This is a genomic window from Actinophytocola xanthii, from assembly GCF_001921205.1.
In the GTDB taxonomy this organism is placed as follows: domain Bacteria; phylum Actinomycetota; class Actinomycetes; order Mycobacteriales; family Pseudonocardiaceae; genus Actinophytocola; species Actinophytocola xanthii.
Map to the genome: position 1 here is coordinate 1 of NZ_MSIE01000101.1, position 17,065 is coordinate 17,065.

Below are 17,065 nucleotides of genomic sequence, written 5' to 3' on the forward strand. Positions count from 1 at the left end.
CCAGCCGGTTCGGCGGCCGGGCGGACCTGACCGGGACCGCCGCGGCCGCGGCCCACGAGCGGCTCCGGCAGGCCGCGCGCATCGTCGAGGCGGCGGCGGAGGCCTACCGGACCATGCGCCGAGCCGCCGACGGGGCGATCGAGGCGTGGCGGACGCGCCCGGCGGGTCTGGCACCGGCCGCGGCCGAGGCGCTCGCGACCCGGGTGGACCAGGCGCTGCGGACGGTCCGGGACGGCTACGAGAGCACGCTACGGGCCTACGCCGGCGCGCTCGCCGGGCTCACCCCGGCGTTCGCCGAGACCGCGGCGGGCACCGACTCGTGGGTGCGGACGACCGCCGGGACGGCGGTGGCCGGTCTGCCGGTGCCTCCTCCCGGTTCGGACCCGCACGCGGTGGCGCGGTGGTGGCGGGAGCTGTCGCAGGCCGAGCGGGACCAGTTGCTGGCGAGCCGGTTCGACGAGCTCGGCCGGCTGCGCGGGCTGCCGGCCGAGGTGCTCGACGACGCGAACCGGCGCCGGATCGACGCGGATCGGGCACGGTTCACCGCGACGCGGGCCGACCTCGACGCCCAGGTCGCCGCGCGGGCGGCCGCCCTGGGCCTCGACCCGGCCGACGAGGGTGCGCTGCGCGGCGACCCAGCACTCGCCGACCTGCTCGACCGGCGCCAGGAGGTCGACCGGTGGCTGGAGAACGTCACGGACGCCGCGGCGCAGGTGGCCGAGGCGACCGCCGCGTCGCCGGACGGGGCCTATGTGCTGTCCTACGACCCGATCGGGCCCGGCGCCCAGGACGGCCTGCTCGCTGTCGCGTACGGGAACCCGGACCTGGCGGACAACGTGGCGCTGTTGGTGCCGGGAACGGCGGCGACGCTGTCCACCTGGTTCCCCAACGCGGACGCCGCGGCGCTGCGTGCGCAGATGGACGCGGCTGCGCCGGGAGCCAGGAACGTGACGGTGGCCTGGCTCGGCTACGACGCCCCCACCTGGGACCTCACCGTCTCCTCGCCGGACAACGCGATTGCCGGCGCGGAGCTCCTGCGGTCCGATGTAGAGGGTTACCGGGCGGCCGCGGCCGGCCAGCAGCACATCTCGGTCTTCGGGCACAGTTACGGGAGCGTGACCGTCGGCTATGCCGCGATGGACGGTCTCGCCGCCGACGACATCGGCTTCCTCGGCTCGCCCGGCGTCGGCGCGTCCGGTGTGGAGCAGCTGTCCCCGGGTCCCGGTCACGTGTGGGCGGGCGCGACCGAACACGACCCGGTCGTCCAGGGCACCAGCGGGGACTGGTTCACCGCGGACGGCTCCTCGACCGGCCCCTACGACGAGTCCTTCGGAGCCAACCAGTTCGGCGCGGCCGACGACGCGAACCTGGTCACCGCGCATCTGGAGTACTACCAGCCGGGCTCGGAGTCGCTGGCGAACCTGGGCAACATCGCCACTGGCGACTACGGAGCGGTCACCGAGCCCCGGTGGCAGGACGGGGCGCTGCCGCCGGAGCTGCCCGGCTCGGGTCTCCCGGTCCTCGGACCAGTGATCGACGCGGTGGGCGGGCTCGGTCGCGAGGTCGTCGACATCGGCGAGGACGTCTCCGGTGGCGTGGCCGCCGCCGGCGGCCACGCGCTGGACGGCGACTGGGACGCGGCCTGGGGCGAGCTGTCCGGCACGGGTGCCGAACTGCTCGACGACACGGCCGACATCGTGCTCGGCACGGTCGGTGACGCGGTGGAAGGCGGCCGTGACCTGTACGAGACGACGTTGGGCCGGCTGTTCTAGGTGAGGACCGACCGGACGCCGGAATACTCCTGGTGGCCGATGGACAAGCCGCCCTACCTGCGCCGACACTGGTTGAGGCGCGGCACGAGACACGGCGTGACCTGCGTAGACACCGCCTTCACCGGCTGATGCCGGTCCCGGTGGGGCGTGGCGTGTGCGAGCGGGCGCACGCCACGCCTCAGTTAACGCCGCCTTGGCGCGGCGGTGGTCCGCCGCACGACCAGGCGGGGCGCGAGGAGGTGCCGTGCCGGGTCGGCACGCCCGTCCCGCACCCGCTGCAGGAGCGCCGTCGCCGCCAGCTGCCCCATCTCGTCGCGGGGCTGGTCGACCGTGGTCAGCGCGACGTGCCGCAGCGCGGCCAGCCAGGTGTTGTCGTAGCCGACGACCGAGACGTCCCGGGGCACCGACAGCCCGGCGGCCTCCAGCGCGGAGATCGCGCCGACCGCGTTCAGGTCGTTCGCCGCGAGGACCGCCGTCGGCGGCGCCGGCTCGAGCAGCTGGCGCACCGCGGCCGCCCCGGCTGCCTCGGTGTACTCGCCGCGGACCACCCGCGGCGGCAGGCCGTGCCGGCGCATGGCCGCGAGGTAGCCGGTACGGCGCGGCGCCGACTGCGACCCGTTGCCGCCGTCGATGTGTGCGATCTCCTTGTGCCCCAGGGACACCAGGTGATCGACGGCGAGCGCCGAGCCGACCCGGCCGTCGTCGTTCACGGTGTCTACTGTGGACAGACGAGAGGAGCGGGAGACCAGGACGAGCGGGGTGTGGGCCGCCGCGGCGGAGATCGCGGCGGCCGGCAGCACCGGTCCGAGCAGCGCGATTCCCGCTGGGCGGAAGGACAGCAGGCCGGTCAGTGCCTGGCGTTCCCTGGCCGGTGACCGGCCGCCGGTATTGATCACCAGTTCGAAGCCGGCGGCCCTGGCGCGCGCGTCCAGTCCGTCGACCACCTCGGCCCAGAACGGGTTGTGGAGGTCGGAGACCATCACCCCCAGCACGTGCGAGGTGCGGCTGGCCAGCGAGCGGGCCATCAGGTGCGGGGAGTACCCGAGCTCGTCGGCCGCTCGGAGCACCGCCTCGCGCCGCCGTTCGCTCACCTTGGGCGAGCCGCGCATGACCAGCGACACCAGCGCGCGGGAGACCCCTGCCCTGGCCGCCACGTCCTGGATCGTCGGTCGGGGCACCTCACCTCCCTTGACACCCTGTGACCGAGGTTACAGGATGAGGTTGTTAGAGCGCTCTAATCGGGGAAGTGCAACGGATGCGCATCGGCGTGGCCGGAGTCGGCCGGATCGGGACCATGCACGCGACGCATCTCGCGTCCTTGGAGCGGGTCGAACAGGTGCTGTTGTTCGACCCGGTGCCGGGCCGGGCGGAGCTGGCCGCCGACGTGCTCGGCGGTGAGGGCGGTGCCGGCGGACGGGCCAGCGGCGCCGACCGCGACGGGCTGGTCTGCGCGGTGCCCGACGTGGACGCGCTGCTACGGGACGCGGACGGCCTGCTGGTCGCCACGCCCACGACAACCCATCCCGAGCTGGTGCGCCGCTGTCTGGCGGCTGGGGTGCCGGTGCTCTGCGAGAAGCCCATCGCCTCCGACCTGACCGAGATGGCCGCGCTGGTCGAGGAGGTCGAGCGCAGCGGGGTGCCGGTGCTGGTCGGCTTCCAGCGCCGCTTCGACCCGCCCATGGTCGAGCTGCACCGGCGGATCGCCGAGGGCGCTCTCGGCACGATCTACCAGGTGCACGCCGTCGGTTTCGACGCCCAACCACCCGACCTCGCCTACCTGCCGACCTCCGGCGGGATCTTCCGGGACCTGCTGATCCACGATCTCGACGCCGTGCCCTGGCTGGTCGGCGAACCGGTGACCGAGGTCTACGCGTCCGGCTCGGTACTGGTCGACCCCGCCTTCGCTGACGCCGACGACGTCGACAACGCGGTGGTGCTGCTGCGTTTCGCCGGCGGCGCGCATGCCGTGCTCGCCGCCGGGCGCCACGACCCGCTCGGCTACGACCACCGCATCGAGGTTCTCGGCGAGAAGGACTCGGTCAGCGTCGGACTGGGGCCGCGCACGCCGCTGCGCTCGCTCGAACCCGACGGGCCGCCGGTGTCCGCGCCGGCCTACCCCGGCTTCCCGGAGCGGTTCGGCCGCGCCTACCTCAACGAGATGCGGGTGTTCACCGACATCGTCGCGGCCGGCACCGGTGTGGAAGACGAGGTCGTCAACCCCTCTCCGGCGAGGGACAGCCTGGTCAGCCTGCGGCTCGCCGAGGCATGCGAGCGGTCCCGCCGGTCCGGGGCCCCGGTCCGCGTCGACGTGGGAGGCCAGACATGAAGATCGCCGCCGCACCCATCTCCTGGGGAGTCTGCGAGGTGCCCGGCTGGGGCCGCGTGCTCGAGCCGGACACGGTCCTCGGCGAGATGGCCGAGCTCGGTATCGAGGCCACCGAGCTGGGCCCACCCGGCTACCTGGCCGCCGACCCGACCGCCCTGCGTGCCCAGCTCGCGGCGAGTGGCCTGGGGCTGGTCGGCGGTTTCCTCGCGGTGGTGCTGCACGAGGCGGAGACTCAGAGGTCCACAGTGGAGGCCACGGCCCGGCAGGCGGAGCTGCTCGCCGCGGCCGGTGCCGAGGTGCTCGTGCTGGCGGCGGCGAGCGGTCTGGACGGGTACGACGAGCGGCAGCCGCTGACCCCTGTCCAGTGGCGCACCCTGGTCGACACGGCCGCCGCGATCGGCGACGCAGCCGTGCGCAGCGGGATCCGGACCGTGCTGCATCCCCATGTCGGGACCCAGGTGGAGACCGCGGCCGAGGTCCGCCGTTTCCTCGCCGACTCCGACCTGCCGCTCTGCGTGGACACCGGACACCTGCTGATCGGCGGAACCGACCCGGTCGAACTCGTCCGCGCTCATCCGCACCGGGTGGGGCACGTGCACCTCAAGGACGTGTGTGCCGACCTCGCCGAGCAGGTGCGGGACGGCCTGATCAGCTACACCGAGGCCGTCGCACGGGGGATCTACGTACCGCTCGGGGACGGCGACGTCAACCTCGCCGAACTGCTCAAGCTGTTACGTGACAACGACTACCACGGCTGGTACGTACTCGAGCAGGACACCGCGCTGCCCGCACAGGACGGCGACGTGGACCAGCTGCCGCGGCAGGCCGCCGCCCGTAGCCTGGCCTACCTGGAGTCCGTCCGCTGAGCACACCGGCCGAACGAGGAGAGACAACGATGTCTGACCGAGGGCGACGCCCGCCCGCCCTGCTGGCAGCGGCACTAGCGGCCCTGGTGCTGGTGCTGGCCGCCTGTACCGGGCCTTCCGCCGAGTCGGCGTCTCCCTCGGGCAGTGGCGGTGGGGGCAGCGGGGGCGAGCTGGACCCGGACGCGCCGCTGGACTTCGCGGTGATCACCCACGGCACCGAGGGCGACGCCTTCTGGAGCGTGGTCAAGAGTGGTGCCGAGGCCGCCGGCCGCGACCTCGGGGTGTCGGTGACCTACTCGTCCAACGGCGACCCCGGGGCCCAGGCCAAGCTCATCGACAACGCCGTGGCCCAGGGCAAGACCGGGCTGGTCGTGTCGATGGCCAACCCGGACGCGCTCAAGGAGTCCATCGAGGCCGCGGTGGCCGCCGGGATCCCGGTGGTGACGGTCAACTCCGGTGCCGCCCGGAGTGCCGAGTTCGGCGCGATCGCCCACGTCGGGCAGGACGAGAAGATCGCCGGTCGGGCCGCGGGCGAGCGGCTCAAGGACGCCGGCAAGCGCAAGGTTCTGTGTGTGATCCACGAGGCCGGGAACTCGGGGCTCAACGAGCGCTGCGACGGTGCGCGCGAGGGGTTCGGCGGCGACGTGGAGAACCTGCAGGTCGACATCTCGAACCCGACCGACATCGAGGCCCGGGTCCGAGGAGCGCTGCAGACCGATCCCTCGATCGACGGCGTGCTCACCCTTTCCTCGCAGGTCGCCGACCGGGCCGTGACGGCGGCACGGGGCGCCGGCTCGGAGGCCGAGATCGCCACCTTCGACCTGAACACCGACGTGGTGGACGCGATCCTGGACGGCCGGATCTCCTTCGCCGTCGACCAGCAGCAGTACCAGCAGGGCTATCTGCCGATCACCATGTTGAAGCTCTACCGGGAGAACGGGAACACGCTGGGCGGCGGCCAGTCCGTGCTCACCGGGCCCGGTTTCGTCGACGAGTCCAACGCGGACCTGGTGCGTCCGTACACCGAACGCGGCACGCGCTGAGGAGCCCGACATGACCACAACGACCAAGGAGCAGCCGAGGGTGGACGAGCGGGTCGCGCCGCGTGGGCCGCTGGACCGGCTCGTGGTGCGCCCGGAGATCGGCTCGATCATCGGCGCGCTCGCGGTGTTCGTGTTCTTCTCGGTCGTCGCCGACAAGTTCCTCACCGCGCCGGGCGTCGCGACCTGGCTCGACGACTCGGCGACGCTGGGCATCATGGCCGTCGCCGTGGCGCTGTTGATGATCGGCGGCGAGTTCGACCTCTCGGCCGGGGTGATGACCGCCTCAACCGCACTGGTCACCGCGATCCTGTCGATCGAGGTCGGCCTCAACGTGTGGCTGGCACTGCTGCTGTCGCTGGTGTTCGCGCTGGGTGTCGGCGCGCTCAACGGATGGCTCGTGGTCCGGACCGGACTGCCGAGCTTCATCGTCACGCTCGGCACGTTCCTCGCCCTGCAGGGCCTCAACCTCGGGATCACCCGGTTGGTGACCGGTTCGGTGCAGGTGTCGGGGATGCGGGCGACCGATGGCTACGAGTCCGCCGGGTTCGTCTTCGCGTCCACCTTCGACATCGGGGACACACCGTTCCAGATCTCGATTGTCTGGTGGCTCGGCGTCGCCGCGGTCGCGGCCTGGCTGCTGACCCGGACGAGGTTCGGCAACTGGACCTTCGCCGTCGGCGGGTCGGCGCCCAGCGCGCGGGCGGCCGGTGTCCCGGTGGCGCGAACGAAGATCCTGCTGTTCATGACGACAGCCCTGGCCGCCTGGCTGGTGGGGTCGATCAACATCCTGCGGTTCACCACCGTGCAGGCCAACCAGGGCATCGGCCTGGAGTTCCAGTTCATCATCGCCGCGGTCATCGGCGGATGCCTGCTCACCGGCGGGTTCGGCTCGGCGATAGGCGCCGCTGTCGGCGCGTTGATCTTCGGCATGGCCCGGCAGGGGATCGTGTTCGCGAACTGGAACTCCGACTGGTTCATGCTCTTCCTCGGCATCATGCTGCTTGGCGCGGTGCTGGTGAACAACACGTTCCGGCGGCGAGCGGAAAGGGTCCGGCGATGACCGCGTTGATCGAGGTCGACGGGATCGGCAAGAACTACGGCAGCGTCGTCGCACTGCGGGACGTGTCCACGGTGGTCAACGCGGGCGAGGTCACCTGCGTGCTCGGCGACAACGGCGCCGGCAAGTCCACCCTGATCAAGATCCTGGCCGGGGTCCACCAGCACGACACCGGCCGGTTCCTGGTGAACGGGGAGGAGGTGCGGTTCGCCTCCCCCCGGGACGCGCTCGACAGCGGTATCGCCACCGTCTACCAGGACCTGGCGGTGGTTCCGCTGATGAGCGTGTGGCGCAACTTCTTCCTGGGTTCGGAACCGACTGTCGGCCGTGGACCCCTGCGCCGGCTGGACCACCGCCGCGGCCGGGAGACCGCCCGCGCCGCGCTGGCCGACATGGGGATCGACCTGCGGGATGTCGAGCAGCCGGTCGGCACGCTCTCCGGCGGCGAGCGGCAGTGCGTCGCGATCGCCCGGGCCGTCCACTTCGGGGCGAAGGTGCTGATCCTCGACGAGCCGACCGCGGCACTGGGCGTCAAGCAGGCCGGGGTGGTGCTGCGCCAGGTCGCCCAGGCCCGCGACCGCGGGCTCGGCGTCGTCCTGATCACCCACAACCCGCATCACGCCTACCCGGTGGGCACCCGGTTCCTCATCCTCAAGCGGGGGGCGAGCCTCGGCTCGAGCGAGAAGGCGGACATCAGCATCGAGGAGCTGACCAGGCAGATGGCGGGCGGCGCGGAGCTGGAGGCCCTCGAACACGAGTTGCGGGAGGTCGCCTCGACATGAAGCTCACGACGGCGCAGGCCCTGGTCGGGTGGCTGGTGGCGCAGCGGACGGTGCTGCTCGACGGGAGCGAGGCCCCGCTGTTCCCCGGTGTGTTCGCCATCTTCGGACACGGCAACGTGCTCGGCCTGGGTACCGCGCTGTCGGAGCGCTCCGACGAGCTGCCGGTCTGGCGCGGGCACAACGAGCAGGGCATGGCGCTGGCGGCGGTGGGCTTCGCCAAGGCCACCCACCGTCGGCAGGTGGGGGTGGCGACCTCGTCGATCGGCCCCGGCGCGTTGAACATGGTCACGGCCGCCGGGGTGGCCCACGCCAACCGGCTGCCGCTGCTCCTGCTGCCCGGGGACACGTTCGTCAACCGCGCTCCCGACCCGGTGCTCCAGCAGGTGGAGTCCTTCGGCGACGGCACGGCCACGGTCAACGACGCGTTCCGGCCGGTCAGCCGTTGGTTCGACCGGATCGTCCGGCCAGAACAGCTCATCGCCACGTTGCCGCAGGTGGCCAGGGTGCTCACCGACCCGGCCGACTGCGGCCCGGTCACGCTGGCCCTGCCCCAGGACGTCCAGGCCGAGACGTTCGACTTCCCGGACACGCTGTTCGAGCCGGTCACCCACCATCCACCGCGGCCCCGGCCGGACCGGACCGCGGTGGCGGCTGTCGCCGAGGCGCTCCGCGGGGCGCGCCGGCCGCTGCTCGTGCTGGGCGGAGGGGTGCGCTACTCCGGGGCGACCACCCGGGCCAGGGCGTTCGCCGAGGCGCACGGGGTGCCGATCACCGAGACCACGGCCGGGCGCACGCTCGTGCCGCACGACCACCCGCTCTACGCCGGCCCGCTGGGCATCACCGGCTCCGCGTCGGCCAACGAGCTGGCCGCCGAGGCCGACCTGGTGCTCGCGGTCGGCACGCGGCTGCAGGACTTCACCACCGCGTCCTGGTCGCTGTTCGCACCAGACGTCCGGTTGGTGACGATCAACACCGCCCGGTTCGACGCGGTCAAGCACGGTGCCCTTCCCCTGGTCGCGGACGCCGACGAGGCGCTGGCCGAGCTGGCCGAGCTGGTCGCACCCTGGCACGTCGAGCGCGAGTGGACGGCCAGGGCAGGGGCGGTTCGGGCCCGCTGGGACGACTACGTGGACGGCCTGCGTGCGCCGTCCGCCGGGCTGCCGACCTACGCCCAGGTGGTCGGCGTGGTCAACGAGGTGAGCGAGCCCGGTGACTACGTGATGACCGCCTCCGGTGGGCTTCCCGGCGAGCTGATCGGCGGGTGGCGGGCGCCGGGGGCACTCGAGTCCGGGATGGACGTCGAGTACGGCTTCTCGTGCATGGGCTACGAGATAGCCGGTGCCTGGGGGGCGGCGATGGCCAGGAGCTCGGGGGTGGTGACCACCCTGCTCGGTGACGGCTCGTACCTGATGTTGAACTCGGAGCTGTTCTCGGCCGCGTTCGCCGGCCACGGGTTCGTCGCGGTGGTGTGCGACAACGACGGCTACGCGGTGATCGACCGGCTGCAACGGGGCAACGGGGCGCCGGCGTTCAACAACATGTACGCGGACGCGCGGTCACGGCAGCCGGACACTCCGCGGGTCGACTTCGCCTCGCACGCCGCGTCACTCGGCTGTGCGGTGCTGGTCGCGGACGACCTCGAGGGCCTACGGGCCGCCTACACGCAGGCGCGAGCGCATGCGCGAGGCGGCCGCGTGGCCGTCGTAGTAATCCACACCCATCCGTCGGCCTGGACCGACGCCGGAGCGTGGTGGGAGGTCGGCGTGCCGGAGCACTCGACGTACCCAGAAGTCGACGACGCCCGTGAGGCGCTGGACAAGGCGAAGTCGGACCAGGTTCGTTACCTGGGCCGCCCCTGAACCAGTCAACGACGACGGTAGACGTCGTCCTCGTAGTCGTCATCGTCATCGAAACGCTCCCCGCCGTTGCCGTCCGAAGGCGACTGACTCGACAGCTCGCGTTGCAGAGCCTCGAAGTCCGTGTGGGGAGTGCTGTATTTGAGCTCTCGGGCTACCTTGGTCTGCTTAGCCTTCGCTCGGCCGCGCCCCATGGCTCGACCCCCTCGCACAGTGACGGGGCGGCCGGGGGAATCGGCGGCCCCGCAGATCTCGACTACTGGTTCCTGGTAACTACCGTACCGTGCCGACCGGGTTCTGTGCGAAGGGGCACGGGTGTTCGTGGGCACTTCCCCGAAGGTTCTCGGTTCGTGACACGATGCCACCGTGCCCCGACCGTTCGTCGCCTACCTCAGGGTGTACGAACCGTTGTCCTCCTTCCCCGACGCGGTCGCCAGGCCCCTGCGTGAGGCCCTGGAGACCGGGCACCTCGACCACGCGACGGTCGGCGAGCGGGAGCGTGACCTGTGGCTCAGATCACAGCTGTCGACGCCGCCCGCCATGCTCCCGGGTGAGCGCCCGAACGGCGAGCCCTCGCCCCGCGCCCAGCGCGACCTCCTCGTGCTCGACCCGGCCGAGGTGCCGGTCGACCAGGCGACGGTCGGGCCGGGACCGCTGGTCTGCCCGCTGGACGTCCGCGCCCGGTCGGCCGCCGCCCTGGTGGGTTTCCTGACCTCGGCCCACCCCGCGCTGCGCCACGTCGCCCTGCCTGGCCCGGTGGAGGCCGTTCGCGAGAAGGCGGCGACCGTGCTCTCGGGCCTGCCCGGCGGCGCGGTGCACGTCGTCTCGACGACCTGGACGGTGCCGCTGCCCTGGTTCACGCTCGTCGACCCGCAACGCCGGCACCTGGTCGTGGCGACCCGCGATGACCCGAGGCGACAGGTGTGCTGGCGGGTGGCGATGGCCGACGCGCGGCGGCGGGTGGCCAAGGCGCACTCGCTGGCCCAGCGCATGTTGGGCGACCAGGGCCCGACGAAGGTCCTGGAGGACACCGGCCGCTGGCTGGAGCACTTCCACGCGCACTCGGCGGTGGAGCTGGACTACGGCGGCCTGGTTCAGCTGCTGGACGACAAGGACCTGGCCGAGGACACCTCGGCCGCCGACGTGCACGCGATCGTGGGGGCGCTGGAGCGGGAGGACGTCGAGGAGATCGCCGCCCGCTTCGAACGCCTCCGCGACTTCTGGGGCGAGCTGGCCGTGCGGGAACGTTTCAACTGAAGGTCACTGCTGGTCGAGGGGATCCTCGCCGCGCTCGGCGGCCAGCAGCCGGTCCACCGAGGCGCTCCCGGCGCGGTAGCGGCCGGCGATCTCGGCGTTGAGCAGGTCGACGACGACCTGCACCTCGCGCCGGCGCTGCGAGACCGAGGACTCCTCCTCGATGTAGGTGTTCAGGGCCAGCTCCAGCCGTTCGTCGGATAAGGACGCGACGTCGGAGAGGTCCGCGTCGGAGACCAGCGCCTCGACGTGCCGCCGGTGGGCCTCGGCCCGGGACGGCTCAAGCGACTGGTGGCGTCCCGAGCCGGCGGGTGCCGTACCGACCGCGTTGTCGGCGAGGATCTCGGCGAGCCGCTCGACGACCGAGCTGGCGCCGCCGCCCTCGACCCTGCGCTGCCGTTCGGCGCGGACGATGTCGATGCGCGCGTGTAGCAGCCGGCGCAGGTAGGACAGGTCGGTCTCCTCCTGCGCGGCGTCGTCCCGCCGCGCGCGGACCTCGTCCAGGTCGAGCCGACCGAGGTCGGCCACGTAGTCCGGTGCCAGAACCCGGTCGATTCGCCTGCGGCCCCCTGGGCGGACTTCGATCACGCTGCCATCCTCCGGTACCGAAGGGCTCGTCGCCAACCTGGTTCGTCGTGGGAAGTCAGTTGCTGTTCGCAACGCATAGCAGCGACCGGGCCTCGCCCGGCGGCAGCGGCGGGCGCTGCGCCAGCGTCGCGAACGCCGCGGCCCGCTCGACCAGCTGCGCGTTGTCGCGCACCCGCTGGCCGCGGGCGAACGAGACGGTGTCCTCCATACCGACCCGCAGGTGCCCGCCCGCCGACAGCGCGGCCAGCAGGACCGGAACCGAGGTCCGGCCGATCCCGGTGGCGGAGAACGTCGCCCCCTCGGGAATCGCCCGCAGCGCGGCCACCAGGGTCTCGGTGTCCCCCGGCATCCCGCCCGGCACGCCCATCACGAGGTCGACGTGGACGTGCCCGCCGGCGGGCAGGCCGTGCTCGTCGAGCAGCCGGCGCAGGCTGGCCAGCTGGCCCAGGTCGAAGATCTCGTACTCGGGGACGATCCCGCGCTCCCGCATCCGCTCGTGCAGCTCGACCACGAACTCCCAGCGGTTCATGAACACGTCGTCGCCGAAGTTGACCGTGCCCATCGTGCAGGAGGCCGAGTCGGGCAGGGCGTCCAGCACGCGCAGCCGGTCCTCCTCGGGGTCGCTGACCGCGCCGCCGGTGGACAGCTGGACGACCAGGTTCGTCCGTTCCCGCAGCGCGGCGACGGTCTCCCGGAGTCGGCCGAGGTCGAGGGTGGGCTGCGTGTCGGCGCCGCGGATGTGGACGTGGATCATCCCCGCCCCGGCGGCCTCGCAGGCCACCGCCTCGGCGACCAGCTCGTCCAACGTCACCGGCAGGTTCGGCACGTCCGACTTGGCATGTTCGGCACCCGTCGGAGCAACGGTGATCAGGGTCCCTGTCATGGCCGGATGCTAATCGCATGGACCGGGCGAAGGGGATCAGCCGCGGAGCCGCTTGGCCGCCTCGCGCCCCAGGGCCGGGGTCTCGGCCGGCACCACGTCGGGGTCGATCGCCGCCTGGACCACCCGGTCGTCGGCGCCGGCGAGGAGCTCGGCGTCGAGCGGAACGGAGTACTTGACCAGCGCCAGCGCGACCGACCCCAGCTCGTGGTGCCGGGCGACCGAGCCGACCCGGCCGACCGTGCGCTCGCCGAGCAGCACCGGGTCGCCGGTCTCGGGGAGCACCTCGGGGGAGCCGTCCAGGTGCAGCAGCAGCATCCGCCGCGGCGGCCGGCCGACGTTGTGCACCTTCGCGACGGTCTCCTGGCCCCGGTAGCACCCCTTCGCCACGTGCGCGGCGACACCGACCCAGCCGACCTCGTGCGGGATCGTCCGGTCGTCGGTGTCCAGTCCCAGGCGGGGGCGGGCCGACTCGACCCGGAGGGCGTCGAACCCCCAGGAACCCATCGGCCGGGCACCCGCGTCGGTGAGCCGGGCCCACCAGGTGGACAGGTCGTTCCGCGGCACCAGCAGGTCGGCGGCCACCCGGCCCGGCCAGGGCATCCGCCGCACCAGCAGCTCGCCGCCCGCGACGCCGTAGTCCCGCTCCGGGAGGGTCAGGCCGATCCGCTCGAGCAGCGCCGGCGTCTCGGGCCCGACCACCGAGAGCACCGCGCGCTCCGCCGTCGCGTCCCGCGGCTCCACCTTGGACCAGAAGACCATCGAGGTGAGGTAATCGAGTAGGGACTGCGTGCCACCCCGCGCCCCGGTGGCCGTCGCGCCCGGTTCGGTGTCCAGCCAGACGGTGTCCCCCGAGTGGGCGAGGACCAGATGTGCGTCGACCCGGCCCTGGCTGTCCAGCACGAGCGCCTCGGTTCCGGCGCCGTCGGCGAGCTCGGTGACGTGCTGGGAGATCACCAGGTGCAGCCAGGACAGCCGCTCCTCCCCGGTGACGGCGACCAGCTCGCGGTTCGAGCGGTCGACCACGGCGACCGAACGGGCGGCGGCCCGCTGCTCGGCGAAGGGATCGCCGAAGTGCCAGGGGACGCCGAGGTCGGGCGAGCCGTCCGGGGCCGGGACGGCGCCCGGGGCGTCCAGGACCGGCGAGGTCGGGGTGGTGGGTGTGGTCACGGCGTCGTCTCCCCGGAACAGTTCCGGCAGGTGCCGGACAGCGCGAGATGGCTGGCATCCAGTGCGAACCCGTGGCGGGTGCGCAGTGTTCCGCGCAGGTCCTCCATGACCTCGCAGGGCGCCTCGATGACCGTGCCGCAGCTGTGGCAGACCAGGTGGACGTGGCGGTGCGCGTGGACGGAGTAGTTGGGGGCGCCATGGCCGAGGTGGGTGTGCCGGACGATGCCGAGGCTCTCGAGGAGCTCGAGGGTGCGGTAGATCGTGGTGATGTTGACCGTCGGCGTGCTGCGCTGCACGTGGTGGCAGACCTGCTCGGGGGTGGCGTGCTCGAGCTCGAGCAGGGCGTCGAGCACGAGCTGCCGCTGCGGTGTCATGCGCATGCCACGCTGGTGCAGGGTCTGTTTCAGCTGGGCGCGTTCGGCCTCGATGCTGTGCACGCTCGCGGTCTCCACGTACTGAATCGTAGGACGAGTGCTGAGTAGGCTGCCGGTATGCGGGTGCTTGCGATGCTTGACGGAAACCTTGCCGACCCCGAGGGCCGTCACCTCCGGGTGGATGACCTGGGCCTGATGCGCGGTGACGGGGTGTTCGAGACCGTGCTGGTGGTGGACGGCGTGCCCCGGGAGCTGGGCCCTCACCTCGACCGCCTCGAGCGCTCCGCGGCGATGCTCGAGCTGCCGGTGCCCGACCGGGCGGCGTGGGAGCGCTGTGTCCGGCTCGTCCTGGACACCTGGTCCGGCCCGTCGGAGATGGCGCTGAAGCTCGTCTACACCCGAGGCCCCGAGTTCGGCGACGGCACCCCGACCGGCTTCGCCATGGGCCTCCCGATCGGCGAGAAGGTGCTCCGCAACCGCGAGGCCGGGGTGCGAGCGGTGACCCTGGAGCGCGGCTTCGACCCGGAGATCGTGTCGCGGGCCCCGTGGCTGCTCCTCGGCGCCAAGACCCTGTCCTACGCGGTGAACATGGCCGCCCTGCGCTGGGCCGAGGCCCACGACGCGGAGGAGGCGATCTTCCTGGCCGCCGACGGTTCGGTCCTCGAGGGCCCCACGTCGAACGTGGTGGTCGCCCAGGGGCGGACCCTGCGCACGACGCCGCCGTCCAGCGGCATCCTGCGCGGCACCACCCAGGGGGCCCTGTTCCGCGCGGCGGAACGCGAGGGCTGGGTGACCAAGGTCGAGCCCCTGACCCTGGACGACCTGACCGAGGCGGACGGCCTCTTCCTGGCCTCCAGCGTCCGCAAGATCACCCGGGTGCACACCCTGGACGGCAAGCCCCTCCCCGACTCCGGGGCCCTGCACAGCGAGCTGGCGGCCCTCTACGAGTCCGAGTACGCCTGACCGGCGGTCAGCCGGCCACCCGCCGCAGGTACGCCGACGTGTGCGGCTGCAGCGGCTGCCCGACCATCGCGCGCTCCTCCACGTACGCCAGGTCCCCGTTGTTCACCAGCCCGTACAGCCGCTTCGCCCCGGCCACGTCCTTCGCCGACGCCGTCCGCATGGTCACGTCCGTCGCCAGCTCCCACGACGTCGCGGTCCGGGCCTCGCCGTAGAAGATCTCGACGATGCCGGTGGCGTGGGCGAGGAGCAGTTCGACCGTGTCGTCGGGTTGGGGGCGCCACCAGCCGACCTCGCGGGCCGCCGGGCGCACGACCTTGCCGTCGGCGTCCAGCAGCCACGCTCGCGACTCGTAGTACACGAACGGGCGGCCGTCGTGCGCGAAGGTGATCTGCTGGCCGAAGTGGTGGTGCTCGATCGTGGGGTAGACAACCTCGCCCTCGCCGCGCCACACGCCGATCAGCGGCAGCAGCGCCAGCAGCCGGTCGTGCAGGTTCACGCCTTCCCGGAGGTTCGCCGTGTCGTTCGGGATCGGCAGGTCGGGCCACTGCGGGAGGTTCCGCTCGCGCGTCGTCGCCGCGCGTTCGGCCGCCGCCCGGACCGCCGCGTCACCGCTGCCCGGTACCGGGCCCTGCGACTCGCTCATCCCTGCCGCCCGGCCTCAGGGCGGTCACGACCAACACTGGCGGTCCTGAACAGTTCCACCCGGCGAGGATATGCGAACGCGGAGCGGCCGAGTTCACGACCGCCCCGCGTCCTTGGGGTGAAGTCAGCCAACCGTGACGGCCACCGGGTGCAGGCCGGGACTCTCCGCGGTCACCCTGGTCTCGCCGTTGCCACTGCGGTGCAGCGCGCGCACCGTCCACTGGCCGGGTGCGGCGAAGAACCGGAAGTCACCGTCCGGTGAGGACACGACCTCGGCCGTGAACTCGCCGCTGGCGTCGAGCAGCCGCACGAACGCGCCGCCGACCGGCGCCCCGTCCGCGGTCACCTTGCCGCCGAGCACGATCTCCTTCGCGAGGTCGACACCGGCCGGGAGCACCGCCGACTGCTCGGGAGCACCGCATCCGTCGTTGGTCATGGCATCTCCTTTACTTGGCCCCGGGGCCGATCTCGACGGGCACGCCGACCAGCGAGCCGTACTCGGTCCACGAACCGTCGTAGTTCTTCACGTCGGAGTAGCCGAGCAGCTCGTGCAGGGCGAACCAGGTGTGCGACGAGCGCTCCCCGATGCGGCAGTACGCGATCGTGGACTTCGACTCGTCGATCCCGGCCTCCTTGTACAGCTCGCGCAGCTCCTCGTCGGACTTGAACGTGCCGTCCTCGTTGGCCGCCTTGCTCCACGGCACGTTGATCGCCGAGGGGATGTGCCCCGCGCGCTGGGCCTGCTCCTGGGGCAGGTGGGCCGGGGCGAGCAGCTTGCCGGCGAACTCGTCGGGCGAGCGCACGTCGACGAGGTTCTTGTTGTTGATCGCCTCCACGACCTCGTCGCGGAACGCGCGGATCGAGGCGTCCTGCTCCTTGGCCGAGTAGCTGGTCTCCTCGCGGGTCACCGCGTCGGTGGACAGCGGGCGGCCGTCGAGCTCCCACTTCTTGCGGCCGCCGTCGAGCAGCTGCACGTTACCGTGGCCGTAGAGCCGGAAGTACCAGTACGCGTACGCGGCGAACCAGTTGTTGTTCCCGCCGTAGAGGATCACCCGGTCGTCGTTGGCGATTCCCTTGGCCGACAGCAGCTTCTCGAAGCCGGCGCGGTCGACGAAGTCACGGCGCACCGGGTCCTGCAGCTCGGTCTTCCAGTCGATCTTCACCGCGCCCGGGATGTGGCCGCCGTCGTAGGCCGAGGTGTCCTCGTCGACCTCGACGAACACCACCCCGGGGGCGTCGAGGTTCTCTTCGGCCCACTCGGCCGTGACCAACACGTCTTCGCGGCTCATGGGAGCGTTCTCTCCTTCGTAGGATGTGGATCGACGTCAACGAACGGGTCTCGCTACCGCACGCCGGGCGGGGTGGGACATCTCCTGAGAGCGGACCGGCGGGAGCGCCGGCGCGCGCGGATGCCGAGGGGCCGCGGCGTCAGTCAGCTGCTGGACACAGGCTCGAGTCGACGCGGCAGTAGTCGACCGCGCGACGCCTGGTC

Annotated in this window: 18 protein-coding genes; 9 read left to right on the plus strand and 9 right to left on the minus strand. The window is 72.3% G+C overall.

Annotated features, from left to right (window positions below; translation table 11 throughout):
* Nucleotides 1-1,772 (plus strand): alpha/beta hydrolase (locus BU204_RS35085; protein WP_075130122.1); only part of this gene is annotated, 1,772 nt, incomplete at its 5' end.
* Nucleotides 1,773-1,954: 182 nt separating this feature from the next.
* On the opposite strand, the gene BU204_RS35090 is transcribed toward BU204_RS35085, so the two are convergent.
* Complete coding sequence (locus tag BU204_RS35090; RefSeq protein ID WP_075130123.1) at nucleotides 1,955-2,950, minus strand: LacI family DNA-binding transcriptional regulator; 996 nt, start codon at nucleotides 2,948-2,950, stop codon at nucleotides 1,955-1,957.
* Between the two features lie 77 nt (nucleotides 2,951-3,027).
* Between BU204_RS35090 and BU204_RS35095 the strand changes: the two genes are divergently transcribed.
* From BU204_RS35095 to iolD, 6 genes are read left to right on the plus strand one after another with little or no spacing between them, the layout of a single operon-like run.
* Nucleotides 3,028-4,098, plus strand: coding sequence for a Gfo/Idh/MocA family protein (locus BU204_RS35095; protein WP_075130124.1), 1,071 nt, complete (start codon nucleotides 3,028-3,030; stop codon nucleotides 4,096-4,098).
* Complete coding sequence (locus BU204_RS35100) at nucleotides 4,095-4,964, plus strand: TIM barrel protein (RefSeq protein WP_075130125.1); 870 nt, start codon at nucleotides 4,095-4,097, stop codon at nucleotides 4,962-4,964. The genes BU204_RS35095 and BU204_RS35100 overlap by 4 nt, the downstream gene beginning before the upstream one ends.
* A 29-nt stretch (nucleotides 4,965-4,993) precedes the next feature.
* A complete protein-coding gene (locus BU204_RS35105; RefSeq protein WP_075130126.1) occupies nucleotides 4,994-6,007 on the plus strand; it encodes a sugar ABC transporter substrate-binding protein in 1,014 nt (337 codons plus the stop codon).
* A gap of 10 nt (nucleotides 6,008-6,017) precedes the next feature.
* Nucleotides 6,018-7,067, plus strand: a complete 1,050-nt coding sequence (locus BU204_RS35110; RefSeq protein WP_075130127.1) for an ABC transporter permease — start codon at nucleotides 6,018-6,020, stop codon at nucleotides 7,065-7,067.
* Nucleotides 7,064-7,846 carry an ATP-binding cassette domain-containing protein gene (locus BU204_RS35115; RefSeq protein WP_075130128.1) on the plus strand — a complete coding sequence of 261 codons (783 nt, stop codon included), beginning with the start codon at nucleotides 7,064-7,066 and terminating at the stop codon, nucleotides 7,844-7,846. The genes BU204_RS35110 and BU204_RS35115 overlap by 4 nt, the downstream gene beginning before the upstream one ends.
* Nucleotides 7,843-9,705, plus strand: coding sequence for a 3D-(3,5/4)-trihydroxycyclohexane-1,2-dione acylhydrolase (decyclizing) (gene iolD / locus BU204_RS35120; RefSeq protein ID WP_075130129.1), 1,863 nt, complete (start codon nucleotides 7,843-7,845; stop codon nucleotides 9,703-9,705). The genes BU204_RS35115 and iolD overlap by 4 nt, the downstream gene beginning before the upstream one ends.
* A 5-nt stretch (nucleotides 9,706-9,710) precedes the next feature.
* Here iolD and BU204_RS35125 read toward each other — a convergent pair whose 3' ends face one another.
* Nucleotides 9,711-9,896 carry a DUF3073 domain-containing protein gene (locus tag BU204_RS35125; protein WP_075130130.1) on the minus strand — a complete coding sequence of 62 codons (186 nt, stop codon included), beginning with the start codon at nucleotides 9,894-9,896 and terminating at the stop codon, nucleotides 9,711-9,713.
* Nucleotides 9,897-10,068: 172 nt separating this feature from the next.
* Here BU204_RS35125 and BU204_RS35130 point away from each other — a divergent pair, with 172 nt between their 5' ends.
* Entirely contained in the window at nucleotides 10,069-10,959 is an 891-nt protein-coding gene (locus BU204_RS35130) for a hypothetical protein (protein WP_075130131.1), read from the plus strand.
* Between the two features lie 3 nt (nucleotides 10,960-10,962).
* Here the strand turns inward: BU204_RS35130 and BU204_RS35135 are convergent, their stop codons facing one another.
* From BU204_RS35135 to BU204_RS35150, 4 genes are read right to left on the minus strand one after another with little or no spacing between them, the layout of a single operon-like run.
* The gene (locus BU204_RS35135; protein WP_075130132.1) at nucleotides 10,963-11,544 is read right to left on the minus strand and encodes an RsiG family protein; all 582 of its coding nucleotides are present in this window, start codon (nucleotides 11,542-11,544) and stop codon (nucleotides 10,963-10,965) included.
* Nucleotides 11,545-11,599: 55 nt separating this feature from the next.
* Nucleotides 11,600-12,427 (minus strand): BKACE family enzyme, encoded by an 828-nt coding sequence (locus tag BU204_RS35140; RefSeq protein ID WP_075130133.1) that lies wholly within the window; start codon nucleotides 12,425-12,427, stop codon nucleotides 11,600-11,602.
* Between the two features lie 36 nt (nucleotides 12,428-12,463).
* A complete protein-coding gene (gene ygfZ / locus BU204_RS35145) occupies nucleotides 12,464-13,594 on the minus strand; it encodes a CAF17-like 4Fe-4S cluster assembly/insertion protein YgfZ (RefSeq protein ID WP_075130134.1) in 1,131 nt (376 codons plus the stop codon).
* Nucleotides 13,591-13,974: a Fur family transcriptional regulator gene (locus BU204_RS35150; protein ID WP_075130147.1), complete on the minus strand. Its 384-nt coding sequence runs from the start codon at nucleotides 13,972-13,974 to the stop codon at nucleotides 13,591-13,593. Before BU204_RS35150 ends, ygfZ begins: the two co-directional genes overlap by 4 nt.
* Nucleotides 13,975-14,085: 111 nt before the next feature.
* Here BU204_RS35150 and BU204_RS35155 point away from each other — a divergent pair, with 111 nt between their 5' ends.
* A complete protein-coding gene (locus BU204_RS35155; protein ID WP_075130135.1) occupies nucleotides 14,086-14,931 on the plus strand; it encodes an aminodeoxychorismate lyase in 846 nt (281 codons plus the stop codon).
* Between the two features lie 7 nt (nucleotides 14,932-14,938).
* On the opposite strand, the gene BU204_RS35160 is transcribed toward BU204_RS35155, so the two are convergent.
* The 3 genes from BU204_RS35160 to BU204_RS35170 all read right to left on the minus strand — a co-directional run bounded on the left by BU204_RS35160 (nucleotide 14,939) and on the right by BU204_RS35170 (nucleotide 16,862).
* Nucleotides 14,939-15,574, minus strand: a complete 636-nt coding sequence (locus BU204_RS35160) for an FABP family protein (protein WP_075130136.1) — start codon at nucleotides 15,572-15,574, stop codon at nucleotides 14,939-14,941.
* Between the two features lie 123 nt (nucleotides 15,575-15,697).
* A complete protein-coding gene (locus tag BU204_RS35165; protein ID WP_075130137.1) occupies nucleotides 15,698-16,009 on the minus strand; it encodes a DUF1416 domain-containing protein in 312 nt (103 codons plus the stop codon).
* 10 nt (nucleotides 16,010-16,019) lie between these two features.
* Entirely contained in the window at nucleotides 16,020-16,862 is an 843-nt protein-coding gene (locus BU204_RS35170) for a sulfurtransferase (RefSeq protein WP_075130138.1), read from the minus strand.
* Nucleotides 16,863-17,065: the final 203 nt, after the last annotated feature.

Bases quoted from the DNA above. Each gene is read 5' to 3' on its own strand.
- iolD (WP_075130129.1), top strand. From the start codon at position 7,843: ATGAAGCTCACGACGGCGCAGGCCCTGGTCGGGTGGCTGGTGGCGCAG.
- BU204_RS35110 (WP_075130127.1), top strand. From the start codon at position 6,018: ATGACCACAACGACCAAGGAGCAGCCGAGGGTGGACGAGCGGGTCGCG.
- BU204_RS35100 (WP_075130125.1), top strand. From the start codon at position 4,095: ATGAAGATCGCCGCCGCACCCATCTCCTGGGGAGTCTGCGAGGTGCCC.
- BU204_RS35125 (WP_075130130.1), bottom strand. From the start codon at position 9,896: ATGGGGCGCGGCCGAGCGAAGGCTAAGCAGACCAAGGTAGCCCGAGAG.
- BU204_RS35140 (WP_075130133.1), bottom strand. From the start codon at position 12,427: ATGACAGGGACCCTGATCACCGTTGCTCCGACGGGTGCCGAACATGCC.
- BU204_RS35095 (WP_075130124.1), top strand. From the start codon at position 3,028: ATGCGCATCGGCGTGGCCGGAGTCGGCCGGATCGGGACCATGCACGCG.
- BU204_RS35155 (WP_075130135.1), top strand. From the start codon at position 14,086: ATGCGGGTGCTTGCGATGCTTGACGGAAACCTTGCCGACCCCGAGGGC.
- BU204_RS35165 (WP_075130137.1), bottom strand. From the start codon at position 16,009: ATGACCAACGACGGATGCGGTGCTCCCGAGCAGTCGGCGGTGCTCCCG.
- BU204_RS35170 (WP_075130138.1), bottom strand. From the start codon at position 16,862: ATGAGCCGCGAAGACGTGTTGGTCACGGCCGAGTGGGCCGAAGAGAAC.
- BU204_RS35160 (WP_075130136.1), bottom strand. From the start codon at position 15,574: ATGAGCGAGTCGCAGGGCCCGGTACCGGGCAGCGGTGACGCGGCGGTC.
- BU204_RS35105 (WP_075130126.1), top strand. From the start codon at position 4,994: ATGTCTGACCGAGGGCGACGCCCGCCCGCCCTGCTGGCAGCGGCACTA.
- BU204_RS35150 (WP_075130147.1), bottom strand. From the start codon at position 13,974: ATGCGCATGACACCGCAGCGGCAGCTCGTGCTCGACGCCCTGCTCGAG.
- BU204_RS35115 (WP_075130128.1), top strand. From the start codon at position 7,064: ATGACCGCGTTGATCGAGGTCGACGGGATCGGCAAGAACTACGGCAGC.